Source organism: Cellulomonas sp. URHE0023 (genome assembly GCF_000688475.1).
Classification (GTDB): Bacteria; Actinomycetota; Actinomycetes; order Actinomycetales; family Cellulomonadaceae; genus Cellulomonas.
The window spans coordinates 125,737-138,443 of the sequence record NZ_JIAN01000007.1 but is presented as its reverse complement, the minus strand read 5'-3'; the positions used below and the strand labels follow the sequence as shown (position 1 = coordinate 138,443).

At 71.7% G+C, this 12,707-nt stretch carries 10 protein-coding genes; 5 read left to right on the top strand and 5 right to left on the bottom strand.

All coding sequences use genetic code 11. The annotated features are described in order from the left end of the window. The first annotated feature begins 75 nt into the window (after window positions 1-75). Complete coding sequence (gene dapA / locus N553_RS0113690) at window positions 76-993, top strand: 4-hydroxy-tetrahydrodipicolinate synthase (RefSeq protein ID WP_028046994.1); 918 nt, start codon at window positions 76-78, stop codon at window positions 991-993. Between the two features lie 16 nt (window positions 994-1,009). After that, window positions 1,010-2,695, top strand: coding sequence for a ribonuclease J (locus N553_RS0113685; RefSeq protein WP_028046993.1), 1,686 nt, complete (start codon window positions 1,010-1,012; stop codon window positions 2,693-2,695). Window positions 2,696-2,736: 41 nt separating this feature from the next. Here N553_RS0113685 and N553_RS0113680 read toward each other — a convergent pair whose 3' ends face one another. The 4 genes from N553_RS0113680 to N553_RS0113665 all read right to left on the bottom strand — a co-directional run bounded on the left by N553_RS0113680 (window position 2,737) and on the right by N553_RS0113665 (window position 5,679). Continuing rightward, window positions 2,737-3,114 carry a hypothetical protein gene (locus N553_RS0113680; protein WP_028046992.1) on the bottom strand — a complete coding sequence of 126 codons (378 nt, stop codon included), beginning with the start codon at window positions 3,112-3,114 and terminating at the stop codon, window positions 2,737-2,739. 132 nt (window positions 3,115-3,246) lie between these two features. Then, window positions 3,247-3,648: a hypothetical protein gene (locus tag N553_RS0113675; RefSeq protein WP_028046991.1), complete on the bottom strand. Its 402-nt coding sequence runs from the start codon at window positions 3,646-3,648 to the stop codon at window positions 3,247-3,249. A 61-nt stretch (window positions 3,649-3,709) separates the two neighbouring features. Next, on the bottom strand, window positions 3,710-4,633 hold the full coding sequence (locus N553_RS0113670) for a DMT family transporter (protein ID WP_028046990.1): 924 nt from the start codon (window positions 4,631-4,633) through the stop codon (window positions 3,710-3,712). 95 nt (window positions 4,634-4,728) lie between these two features. Then, complete coding sequence (locus N553_RS0113665) at window positions 4,729-5,679, bottom strand: GlxA family transcriptional regulator (RefSeq protein WP_028046989.1); 951 nt, start codon at window positions 5,677-5,679, stop codon at window positions 4,729-4,731. Window positions 5,680-5,749: 70 nt separating this feature from the next. Between N553_RS0113665 and N553_RS22760 the strand changes: the two genes are divergently transcribed. Further along, complete coding sequence (locus N553_RS22760) at window positions 5,750-6,553, top strand: MBL fold metallo-hydrolase (protein ID WP_051640176.1); 804 nt, start codon at window positions 5,750-5,752, stop codon at window positions 6,551-6,553. Here the strand turns inward: N553_RS22760 and N553_RS0113655 are convergent. Next, a complete protein-coding gene (locus tag N553_RS0113655; RefSeq protein ID WP_028046988.1) occupies window positions 6,550-7,656 on the bottom strand; it encodes a winged helix DNA-binding domain-containing protein in 1,107 nt (368 codons plus the stop codon). The two genes, N553_RS22760 and N553_RS0113655, sit on opposite strands and share 4 nt — an antisense overlap. A gap of 119 nt (window positions 7,657-7,775) precedes the next feature. On the opposite strand from N553_RS0113655, the gene N553_RS0113650 reads away from it, so the two are divergent. Further along, window positions 7,776-10,481 carry a DNA translocase FtsK gene (locus N553_RS0113650; protein WP_081844595.1) on the top strand — a complete coding sequence of 902 codons (2,706 nt, stop codon included), beginning with the start codon at window positions 7,776-7,778 and terminating at the stop codon, window positions 10,479-10,481. Next, on the top strand, window positions 10,478-12,673 hold the full coding sequence (locus N553_RS0113645; protein ID WP_028046986.1) for an EAL domain-containing protein: 2,196 nt from the start codon (window positions 10,478-10,480) through the stop codon (window positions 12,671-12,673). The genes N553_RS0113650 and N553_RS0113645 overlap by 4 nt, the downstream gene beginning before the upstream one ends. Window positions 12,674-12,707: the final 34 nt, after the last annotated feature.

The following is a 12,707-nucleotide window of genomic DNA, read 5'->3' as shown; positions in this document are numbered from 1 at the left end:
TCGCCGGTGTCCGGCGGTCGCCTAGGTCGTGACCGGCCGCCACGCCGATACACGCCGGGGCGGTACCGTGGCCCCATGCCGCGCACCGCCACGCCCGCCCGCCCGTTCGGGTCCGTGCTCACCGCGATGGTCACGCCCTTCACGGCGGACGGCGCAGTCGACCTCGGGACCGCGGTCCAGCTGGCCCGGCACCTCGTCGCCACGGGTCACGACGGCCTCGTGCTGAACGGCACGACCGGTGAGGCGTCGACCACGCACGCGCCCGAGAAGGCTGAGCTGGTCGCCGCCGTCGTCGAGGCCGTGGGCGACGACGTGTGGGTCGTCGCCGGAGCAGGTTCCAACGACACCGCACACGCCGTCCGGATGGCCGAACAGGCAGCCGAGGCCGGTGCCCACGGTCTGCTCGTGGTGAGCCCCTACTACTCGCGCCCCTCGCAGGAGGGCGTCCGGCGGCACGTCACGGCGGTTGCGGACGCGACCGACCTGCCCGTCATGCTGTACGACGTGCCCGGTCGTACCGGGGTCCGGTTCGGGGCAGCGACCATCGAGGCGCTCGCCGAGCACGACCGCGTGGTCGCCATGAAGGACGCCACGGGCGACACCTTCGCCGCCGCGAAGGCCATCGAGCGCACCGGTCTGGCGTGGTACTCCGGTGACGACGGCGCCCTGCTCACCCTGCTGGCGCACGGCGCCGCAGGAATCGTCAGCGTCACCGGACACGTCGCCGGCCGTCAGCTCGCGGACACCGTCCAGGCGTTCGACGCGGGTGACCACGCCGAGGCGCTGCGCATCTTCCGATCGATCATCCCCGCGATCGACGCGCTCAACGGTGCCGGCTTCCAGGCCGTCGCCGCGAAGGCCGCGCTCCAGGTGCTGGGCTTGCTGCCCGAGCGCTCGGTGCGCCTCCCGCTCGTTCCCGCGTCCGACGACGAGCTCGCGCTGATCCGAGACGGCCTGCGGGCTTCCGGACTGCTCGACGTCGCCGTTCGCTGACCCCACCAGGAGACACATGAGTCACCCGCACCCCGAGCTCACCCTGCCCCCGGCACTGCCGAGCGGGGCCCTGCGCGTCGTGGCGCTCGGCGGACTGGGTGAGGTCGGCCGCAACATGGCCGTCCTCGAGTACGCCGGCCGCCTGCTCGTCATCGACTGCGGCGTCCTGTTCCCCGAGGACCACCAGCCCGGCGTCGACCTGATCCTCCCCGACTTCGAGTACATCAAGGACCGCCTGAACGACATCGAGGCGATCGTCCTGACCCACGGGCACGAGGACCACATCGGTGCCGTCCCGTACCTCCTGCGCCTGCGCCGCGACATCCCGCTGGTCGGCTCCCGCCTGACGCTGGCGTTCATCGAGGCCAAGCTCAAGGAGCACCGCATCACGCCGGTCACCCGGGTGGTGGCCGAGGGTGACACCGAGGCGTTCGGCGACTTCGAGTGCGAGTTCATCGCCGTCAACCACTCGATCCCTGACGCGCTCGCGGTCGCGGTGACCACCGGGGCCGGGACCGTGCTGCACACCGGCGACTTCAAGATGGACCAGCTGCCGATGGACGGCCGGATCACCGACCTCCGTGCGTTCGCGCGGCTCGGTGAGAAGGGCGTCGACCTCTTCATGGTCGACTCCACCAACGCCGAGGTTCCCGGCTTCGTGTCGCCCGAGCGCGGCATCGGACCCGTTCTGGACCAGGTCTTCGCGGACTCGACCAAGCGGATCATCGTCGCCTCGTTCGCGTCGCACGTGCACCGCGTCCAGCAGGTCCTCGACGCCGCCTACACGCACAACCGCCGCGTCGCCCTCGTCGGCCGGTCGATGGTGCGCAACATGGGGATCGCCGCAGACCTCGGGTACCTGAACGTTCCCGACGGTGTGCTGATCGACATCAAGAAGGTCGACGAGCTGCGCGACGACGAGATCGTGCTGATGTGCACGGGCTCGCAGGGTGAGCCGATGGCTGCCCTCTCGCGCATCGCCAACAACGACCACAAGGTCAGCGTGGGACCCGGCGACACCGTCATCATGGCGTCGTCGCTGATCCCCGGGAACGAGAACGCCGTCTTCCGGGTGATCAACGGCCTCACGCGTCTCGGTGCGCGCGTCGTGCACTCGGGCAACGCCAAGGTGCACGTCTCCGGGCACGCCAGCGCCGGTGAGCTCCTGTACTGCTACAACATCCTCAAGCCGCGCAACGTCATGCCGGTGCACGGGGAGATCCGTCACCTCGTGGCCAACGCTGCGCTCGCCGTCCAGACCGGGGTGCCCGCCGACCGTGTGGTGCTCGCCGAGGACGGCATCGTGGTCGACCTGGTGAACGGCAAGGCGAGCATCGTCGGCGCCGTACCGTGCGGGTACGTGTACGTCGACGGTTCGAGCGTCGGTGAGATCACCGAGGTCGAGCTCAAGGACCGCAGGATCCTGGGGGACGAGGGCTTCATCTCGATCTTCGCGGTGGTCAGCTCCGCTGACGGCAAGGTGCTGGCCGGCCCGCAGATCCACGCACGCGGCTTCGCCGAGCAGGACGCCGTCTTCGACGACATCCTCCCTGAGCTCACCGCTGCCCTCGAGGACGCGGCGCGCAACGGCAACTCCGACGCGCACTCGCTCCAGCAGGTGATCCGACGCGTCGTCGGCCGCTGGGTGTCCAACCGTCTGCGCCGCCGTCCGATGATCATCCCGGTGGTCGTGGAGGCCTGACGTCAGACCCGACCCCGGTCCGTTCGCGGGCCGGGGTCGGTTCAGCTCACGGAGAAGAGCACGACGACGGCGACGCCGACGACCGGGAGCACGCCCAGCACCAGCCCGGTCGTCGCCAGCGTCCGTTCGCGCCCGTGGACGAGGGCGAAGACGGCGGTCGCGACCGCGCCGATCGCGCAGCCGGCACCGAGCACGACAGCAACGACCGCGGCGGTGGTCCACAGGTTGGCCTCGGCCTCGCTCGTGCCGCCGAAGCCCGCGAGGGCGGCGACCAGACCGGCGAAGGCCCCGACGGCCAGCAGAGCGATCGTGAGGATGCCGAGCAGCAGCGCCGTGGCGCCGGTCGTCCAGCGAGGCGTGCCGGGCGAGAAGGAGACCGGCGTCCGGTCTGCGACGGGGCCCTCCGGCGGCACGGACATGTCTCGAGCGTGGCACCCGAGGTGGCCCACCGTGCTCCACGAGAGCTCGCTTCACCCGTCCGCTCGCCCCGGGGGCGCCCGCCCCCGTCGCCCGAGGCTCACCGCGCAACCGTCGAGCGCCTCACGGCGCGGTCAGTGCGGAACCAGCGCCAGGACGACGAGGCAGAGGAACGGGAACAGGCCGAGCACGATGCCGATGAGCGCCAGGGTGGAGTCGCGTCTCCCTCGTAGCAGCGCGACGCAGCCGGCGACGACCGCCCCGATCGCGCAGCCGATCGTGAGAGCAGCCAGGACGACTGCGATGAGGCCCAGCCGTCGCGTCTCGGGGCTGTCGCTCCCGGCTCCACCCAAGGAGGATGTGGCGGCGAGCACGAGGAGGACGTAGGCGAACGGCAGGAGCACGTACAGCAGGACGCCGAGCAGCGCTGCCGTCTCGCCGGTCGACCAGCCACGAGGCCTGGACGCGTGAGAGCTCCGCAGGAAAGCCGCAGAGCGCGTCTCAGGCCCATCGGCCGGGTTCTCGCGCGCGGACACGCGGCCAGCCTCGCAGTGGCCGCGGGCTTCCTGACGAGACGTCGGGTCGTTTCACTGCAGGTCAGCCTGGTGGCACGCCCTCCGGCTGGACCGCGAGCTCTTCGATGTCTCGAGGCGCCGGCTCGGAAGGGCGTGACCGGCGCGACGCGGCGGCGGAGCCGAGCAGGATCAGTGCCGTGGCGACGACGACCGCGATCGTGACCGCCTCGTCGAGCACCAGCGCACCAAGCGCCACCGCGACGACGGGGTTGAGGTAGGCGACCAGGGTCGAGCGCGCGGCGCCGACCTCGAGGATGAGCCGGAAGAACAGCACGAATGCGAGTGCCGTGCAGGCGGCGCCAAGGGCGATCAGCGCCAGCACCGCGTCCAGCGTCGGCCACGCGTGCGGCCCCGTGAGCAGCACGACGGGAAGGTAGAACATGGCAGTCACGGCGAGGCAGGTGGCGGTCAGCGGGATGGCCGGCACGTCGCGCAGGAAGAGGTCCGCGATCATGGGCGCGCTGGCGTAGCCGACGGCTGCGAGCAGCACCTGTGCGACTGCCCACGGGCTCCCACCGCTTGCTGCGCCCGGCCCGAGCAGGAGCCCGACCCCGGCCAGGCCGACCAGCAGCCCGGTCCACCGGATGGCCCCGACCGGGCGTCGGTCGCCGACGAGGCGCCCCAGGACGACCGCGATGATCGGCACCGTGGCGATCAGCAGCCCTGTGGTCGAGCTGGCCAGCGTGGTCTCGGCGTTGGACAACAGAATCCACGGACCGATGATCTCCAGCGCCGCGAAGGCGAGAAGCGGTCTCCAGTGACCGTGCAGCACGCGGAGCCCACCGCCACGCAGCGCGAAGGGCAGCAGCAGCAGCGCGCCTATCGCGGTGCGGACGAAGACGACCATCGCCGGCGTCACCTCGCCGACCGCGATCTTGATCAGGAGGTACGGGATGCCCCAGATGACTCCGACGGCGAGCAGCAGCGTCCACCCACGTCGCGTCATGACGACTCACCGTCCCGCTGCGAGCCGCCCGACCCCGAGAGCACGATCCTCAGACGCATCCGGCAACCGTACGACGGGGCACTGACACCCGGCGCTCATGGCCGGAACGCGGAGCGGTGGCGGCGCGGGCTCGTGCGGAACTCACGCGCGAAGTGCTGCCGCAGTGCGGCAGAGGAGCCGAACCCCGATGCGGCCGCGACGACCTCGACTGTCTGGTCGGTGGTCTCGAGCAGCACGCGGGCGCGGATGAGCCGCTGGCGCAGGAGCCACTGGCCCGGGCTCGTACCGGTCCGTGCGCGGAACTGGCGGGTGAACGTTCGGCGTGACTGGTGCGCGCTCGCCGCCCAGGTGTCGAGGTCGAGCGGCTGGTCGAGCCGAGCCGTCGCCCAGGCGATAGCGGACTCGAAGGTGTCAGGACCTTCGTGGGGTGCCACCGGCGCGCGGATGTACTGGGCCTGGCTGCCGTCCCGGTGCGGGGCGAGCACGAGGGTCCGGGCGAGGTCGGCGGCGTACGAGGCGCCGTGGTCGGAACGGACCACGTGCAGGCAGCAGTCGAGGGCCGCCGCAACCCCCGCTGACGTCACCACGTCGCCGAGGTCGCACCACAGGACGTCGGACCGCACGGTCGCGGACGGCGTGCGACGGGCCAGCTCGGGCGCGGCAGACCAGTGCGTGGCGACCTCGCGGCCGTCCACGAGTCCGGCAGCAGCGACGACGAACGAGCCGAGACAGAGCGCGACGACCCGGGCGCCACGTGCGTGCGCCTCACGGACGGCATCCACGAGCTCGTCCGGTGGCTCGATCGCGGTGTTCCAGCTCGGGATGACCACCGTCTGAGCCGACGTGAGCGCCTCGAGGCCGTGCGCCACGACCAGGTCGTAGCCCGCGTCCGTGCTCAGGACTCCGGGGAGCTGAGCGCAGACGGTGACCCGGTACCGAGGCTCCGGTGCGCTTCTGGACCTCGAGGTGAAGACGGTGGAGGGCACGGACAGGTGGAACGGGCTGATACCGGGGAATGCGACGACGGCGACCTCGTGCAACGGCATGGCCCGATCTTAGCGAAGAGTGTCCATCGGGTCACTGGTGGGCGGAGGCGTCCGAGACAAGGCTGGAGCCATGACCTCCTCGATCACCGCCACGCTCGTCGGCGGACCCACGCTGCGCCTGACCTACGCCGGTCTCACGTTCCTGACCGACCCCACGTTCGACGACCCCCGCGCGTTCCCGGCGGCGGGTGCCGGCGGCGTGACGCTCACCAAGCTCGTCGGGCCCGCGATCGCTGTCCGCGACCTCGGTCCGGTCGATGTCGTGCTGCTCTCGCACGACCAGCACGCCGACAACCTCGACGATGCCGGGCGCGCGTTCCTCGCCGACGTGCCGACGGTCGTGTCCACCCAGGACGCCGCGGACCGTGTGCCCGGTGTGGTCGGGCTGGACGCATGGGAGTCCATCGACGAGGGCGACGTGACCATCACGGCTGTGCCTGCCCGTCATGGACCGGAGGGTGCCGAGCCGTACAGCGGAGTCGTCACTGGCTTCGTCCTTCAGGCCGCGGGAAGTCCCACGGTCTACGTGTCGGGGGACAACGCCTCGCTCGACGTGGTCGCTGCCGTGGCAAGGAGGTTCTCTGCGATCGACCTCGCGGTCCTGTTCGTGGGCGGTGCGAACGTCGGCCGGTTCGGGGCTGAGCCGGTCACGCTCGACGCGCTGCTCGCGAGCGCCGCGATCGACCTGCTCGCGCCGGCCCGGGTGATTCCCGTCCACCACACCGACTGGGCTCACTTCGTCGACCCCCTGGCAGCGCTCGAGGAGCGGCTGGCCGTGGGCGGTCGTCGCGAGCGCCTGCTGGTGCTGGAGCGTGGCGTGCCGACGGACGCGCTGGGACCGACCGTGGGGGCCCCAGAACGCCTCGCGGTCTAGCCCGGCCGGGCGCCGCGGAATACGGCCAGCCGCGTGTGCTCGGCCTCGACGGCGTCGCGAACGGCGGCGTCCCACGGAACCCACTCGTCGATCTGGACCCCGAGCGTCTTGCCATGGGCGCGCGGCCGCCAGGTCCCGACGATCTCGCCTCGCGCGAGCACCGCTCCCGGGCGCCCGATCGACTGCCACAGCGACGCGTGGCGGTCGCGGTCCGGCGCGACGACCTCGCGGTCGCCGGCCTGCAGGTACGGGTCGTAGGGCCCGAGGAGCCGCACCGCGTCGGTCTCCGGTGGGTCCCGCAGCGCTTCGGTGTCAGCCTCCAGCATGTGCGCCTCGGCGCCGTCGACCTGCACCGCGACGGCATCGGACGGCCATCGTGCGACGACGTCCCTGGCCGGTGCGTCGAGGTAGGCGGCGACCTGCTTCGGTGTGAGCGGTCCGAGCAGGTGCAGGACCGCGCGGACCGGGTCGGGGTCGCTGTCGTCGCGCTCGATCACTCCTACCTGGCTCGCGGGCCAGCTCGGGATGCGGCGCACCACCGGGGGAGAGGTGCCGGGCTCGAGCTCCAGGCCGGCGTGCAGCGCTGCGAGCCGGAACGGCATCTCGTACATGTGCGTGGCCTGGCAGCCCTCGCACCAGCGGAGGTAGGGGTCCGGCATCTGCGCAGTCATGCGCGTCGACAGGTCCCCCTTGACCAGAGGCCCGGTCACGACCTCCCGCATGGTGCGCGCAGTCGTGGCGAGCGCCTCGGTCGCCGCGATCCCTGCCGCCGTGAGCGGGCCGGCGGCGTTGAGCAACCGCTTGGCGGCGTCGGCCTCCGAGTACGGCCGCAGCGCTCGCTGGACGTCCGGCAGGTCGGCTCGACGGTAGGCGTGGGGAGCGCCACGCAGGGTCCATGCCAGGGCGAGCGCGTGCGGCCAGTGCCCGGCCGTCACCGGCACGCCGCGGATCGCGAGTGCCCAGAGCGCGCCGTCCGGCCCGGTGTCCTGCACGCCGATGTCCAGCAGCGCGGCGTCGCCCGGGTCGCGGTCCGGGCGTGCAGCCCTGTCCAGCTGCTGAACGTGCACCCGGTAGCGACGAACCTGGGACGCGGTGACCTTCACCCCGCGAGCGTGCCACCGTGCACCGACATGGTGGCGGTCAGGGTGATCCTGACCGATCCGAGCCCGACACGCGCCCGCCCACAGCGCTCCCGTGGTCGGCCACGGCTACTTTGAGGACCATGGCGACCCGTACGTCCACCTCAGGCGCCCGTTCTGGTGCGTCGACGTCGTCGCGCGCCGCGGGCAAGGCCACCTCCGGCGCGAGCCGGGGAGGCTCGTCCACCCGGCCTCCCGCGCGCAAGACCCCAGCGCCGCGACCCAAGCAGGCACTTCCCGTCCGCATGGTCAAGGGCGTCTGGATGGGCGCTGCCCATGTCATCGGCGGCACCGCACGGCACATCGGTCACGGCGCTCGCGACCTCGACCCGGCTCACCGGCGGGACGGCTTGGCCTTCACGCTGCTCGGTCTCGCGATCGTCATCGCCGCCCGTGAGTGGTGGGCGCTGTCCGGGACCGCGGGCGACGCCGTGCACAGCGTCGTCGCCGGGACGTTCGGGAAGGTCGGCGTCGCCGTCCCGCTGCTGCTGCTGGGCCTCGCTGTCCGCCTGATGCGCCACCCGGACCGGGTGGAGGCCAACGGGCGGATCGGCATCGGGCTCGCAGCGATCACGCTCGCCGTCTGCGGCATCCTGCAGGTCGCCGCCGGACTTCCCACCACCGACGACTTCGCGGCGCTGCGCTCCGCGGGCGGGATGCTCGGGCTCATCGTCGGGACGCCGCTCGCGACGCTGCTGACGCCGGCCGTGGCCATCGTGCTGCTGGTCCTGCTGGCGTTCTTCGGGGTGCTCGTCGTCACCAAGACGCCCGTTCACCAGGTGATCCCGCGCCTGCGTGGCGTGTACGACCGGCTCACGGGCAACCAGCGCGGCGAGAACGACGAGGTGGAGCCCGACGACGATGCGCCGCTCGTCATCAACGCCGGCCACACCGCGCTCGAGGCGCCGGAGCCCCGCGCGAAGAAGCTCAAGAGGCCCGGCCTGCTGGGGCGCAAGCGTGCCGACACCGTCGACGAGGCCGACGAGACGCGTCTCGACGAGTACGACGGCGACGAGGCGTTCGCACGCGCGGCCATCGTCGCCGCAGCGGCTGAGGCGGCCGAGGCGGAGGCGGAGGCCGCGCGGCAGCGTGACGCGGCGCCGGACACCGAGCCCATCGCCCGGGTCGCCAAGAAGCCGATCACGGCCCCCGAGACCACGCCGGTGCCGCGCGGCGAGCAGCCGATGCTCGAGGGCGATGTGCTCTACACGCTGCCCTCGGACGAGACGCTCACCAAGGGCGCGCCGCACAAGGTGCGCTCCGCGGCCAACGACCGGGTCGTCGAGTCGCTCACCACGGTGCTCGACTCCTTCGAGATCGACGCCAAGGTCACGGGCTTCACACGCGGACCGACCGTGACCAGGTACGAGGTCGAGCTCGGGCAGGCGGTCAAGGTCGAGCGCGTCACGGCGCTCAGCAAGAACATCGCCTACGCGGTCGCCAGCGCGGACGTGCGGATCCTGTCGCCCATCCCGGGCAAGTCCGCGATCGGCATCGAGATCCCGAACACCGACCGCGAGACGGTCTCGCTGGGGGACGTCCTGCGTTCCAGCGCCGCGAAGCGCACCGAGCACCCCATGGTCATCGGTGTCGGCAAGGACGTCGAGGGCGGTTACGTCACCGCCAACCTCGCCAAGATGCCGCACCTGCTCGTCGCTGGGGCGACCGGCGCCGGCAAGTCGAGCTTCGTGAACTCGATGATCGTGTCGATCCTCATGCGGGCGACGCCGGACGAGGTCCGCATGGTGCTCGTCGACCCCAAGCGGGTCGAGCTCACGGTCTACGAGGGCATCCCGCACCTGATCACGCCGATCATCACGAACCCCAAGAAGGCCGCGGAGGCCCTCGAGTGGGTGGTGCGCGAGATGGAGGCCCGGTACGACGACCTGGCCAACTTCGGGTTCAAGCACATCGACGACTTCAACGCGGCCGTGCGCCTGGGCAAGGTCAAGCCCCTGCCCGGCTCCGAGCGGAGGATCTCCACCTACCCGTACCTGCTGGTGGTCGTCGACGAGCTCGCGGACCTGATGATGGTCGCGCCGCGCGACGTCGAGGCCTCGATCCAGCGGATCACCCAGCTGGCCCGCGCGGCCGGCATCCACCTCGTGCTCGCGACGCAGCGACCCAGCGTCGACGTGGTCACCGGCCTCATCAAGGCCAACGTGCCGTCCCGCCTCGCCTTCGCCACGAGCTCGCTGACCGACTCCCGCGTCGTGCTCGACCAGCCGGGCGCCGAGAAGCTCATCGGCCAGGGTGACGCGCTGTTCCTGCCGATGGGGGCAGCGAAGCCGATGCGCACGCAGGGTGCATGGGTGTCCGAGTCGGAGATCCACGCGGTCGTCGAGCACGTCAAGAAGCAGCTCAAGCCGGTCTACCGCCAGGACATCGCCGTCGTCGCCGCCAAGAAGCAGGTCGACGAGGACATCGGCGACGACCTCGACCTGCTGCTGCAGGCGGCGGAGCTCGTCGTGACGACGCAGTTCGGCTCCACCTCGATGCTCCAGCGCAAGCTGCGCGTCGGGTTCGCCAAGGCCGGCCGGCTCATGGACCTGCTGGAGTCGCGCGAGATCGTCGGGCCGTCCGAGGGCTCGAAGGCGCGAGAGGTCCTGGTCCAGCCCGACGACCTGCCGGGGACGCTCGCGATGCTGCGAGGTGCACCCGTCGAGGATGCGGACCCGTACGCGATGGGACCCGACGGCGCACTGCCGGGAGAGCCGCCGGTCGCCACGGACTACTTCGACGGTGCTGAGGAGGAGGACGCCGGGCCCTGGGCCGGCAGCCGCAGATGACGCCGCTCGGGAGCGGTCTGCAGCTCGTGAGCACCGCCATCGCCGTCGTCGCCGTGATCGCGCTCGTGTCGGTGCTCGTCCTGGCGGCCAAGCAGCGGGCCGAGGTCCGGCGAGCCAACGAGCTCCTCGCCCTCAGCCGCGAGCTCCGGCACCGGTACGACGCACTCCAGGCCGTGACCAAGGAGGGCGTCCTCGTCCAGTCGCTCACGGGTCGCGTGCTGGACATCTCGGAGCGGGCCGCCGAGATCCTCGGTATCGACGCGGCGAGCGCGGTCGGACGCACGATCGCGGACCTGCCGATCGTGCTGCTCAACGAGCAGGGCCTGGCCATGAACCCCGCGTCTGTGCTCAGCCACCGCACGCACAGCCCGCTGATGGGCGGTGACGAGGAGCCGACACTGGTCGGTGTCGCGCTGCCCGGGACCGACGGGAGCCAGGCGCGCATGGTGCAGGTGTCGAGCCAGCTGGTGCACGCGGGTGACAGGGACGGTGACGCGCTGCTGACGACACTCGTCGACGTGACGGGACGGCGCGAGGTCGAGGCGGCGCTCACCCGCAGCGAGATGCAGTTCCGGGTCGCCATGGAGAACGCTCCGATCGGCATGGCGCTGGTGGACCTCGACTGGCGCATCATCGAGGCGAACGCGGCGTTCGCCGAGCTGCTGGGAACGAGCGTCGGCGCCCTGCGCGGGTACCGGATGGAGGACCTCAGCACGGCAGACAGCCGACCCGCCGAGCGCCTCGAGGTGGACCGGCTCCTCGGGGGCGGTCAGCACCGGTTCTCGCTCGAGAAGAAGTACCAGCGCGCCGATGGGCACCTGGTGTGGGTCGCGCTCGACGCCGCCCTGGTGCGCACGCCGAGCGGGCAGCCCGACCACTTCGTCGTGCAGGTTCGTGACTCCACCGAGTCCCGCCTGCAGGCCGAGATGCTGACCCACCGGGCGATGCACGACCCGCTGACCGGCCTGGCCAACCGGACGCTGCTCCAGGAGGTCCTGCAGTCGGTCCTCGAGCAGCCCGGTGCCGCCGACCGGGTGGCCGTGCTGGCATGCGACCTCGACGGGTTCAAGGAGATCAACGACCGCTACGGTCACGCGGCCGGTGACGAGGTGCTCGTGCACGTCGCCGGCGTGCTCCGTGCCGCCACCGCCCGACGAGGAACGGTCGCACGCCTCGGTGGCGACGAGTTCGTCGTCGTCGTGCAGGACCTCGACGCTCCGCGTGCGGTGTTCGAGGTGGCCCAGGCCGTGCATGCCGGGCTGCGTGAGACGGTCCGCGTCGGACGCCGACGGCTCGCCGTCGCCGCGAGCATCGGTATCGCGCTCGTGGACATCGAGACGGCAGGCGGGGGAGCGCCCGCGCTGCTGGCCGCTGCAGACGCCGCGCTCTACCGTGCCAAGGCGTCGGGCCGCAGCCGCACGGAGGTCTTCGAACCGTCCATGACCACCGGCTCACCCTCGGACCTGCAGCGTGAGCTCGCGGTCGCGCTCGCCGAGGGCCAGCTGGTCGTGCACTACCAGCCCATCGTCGACCTCGCGGACGCCCGGGTGGTCGGCTACGAGGCCCTGGTCCGGTGGGAGCACCCCTACCGAGGGCTGCTGCTCCCCGGATCGTTCCTCCCGCACGTCCAGGAGGCCGGGATGGCGGTGGCGCTCGGCCAGTTCGTCGCCACGCGGGTGGTCGAGTTCGTCGCCTCGACCGTGGACAAGACACGCTGGGTCTCCGTCAACGTCTCGGCCGACCAGCTCGGCGACGGGGAGTTCGCGACGACGCTGCTCGGGGAGATCTCGAGGCACCGGCTGACTGCAGGGCGCGTCGTCGTGGAGCTCACGGAGTCCTCGCTCGTCGCGTCCGGTACGCGGATCCGGCACGAGCTCACCCAGCTGTCCGCCGCGGGTGTGCCCGTGCTTCTCGACGACTTCGGTACCGGCGTCTCCCCGTTGTCCTACCTTCGGGACCTGCCCGTGGCGGGCGTCAAGCTCGACATGTCGTTCACCTCGGGGATCCCCGAGGACCCCACGGCCGGCAAGGTGGCCCGGGCACTCGGGGCGCTGGCGCGCGAGCTCGCGATGGTCACGATCGCCGAGGGCATCGAGCACGAGGAGCAGGCCGAGTTCCTGCACCGCAACGGGTGGCGTTACGGCCAGGGCTGGCTGTACGGGCCGGCACAACCGGGTGACGTCTCCACCTGAGCGGCTACCTCCCGTGCCGGCGCCGCCGGTCGAG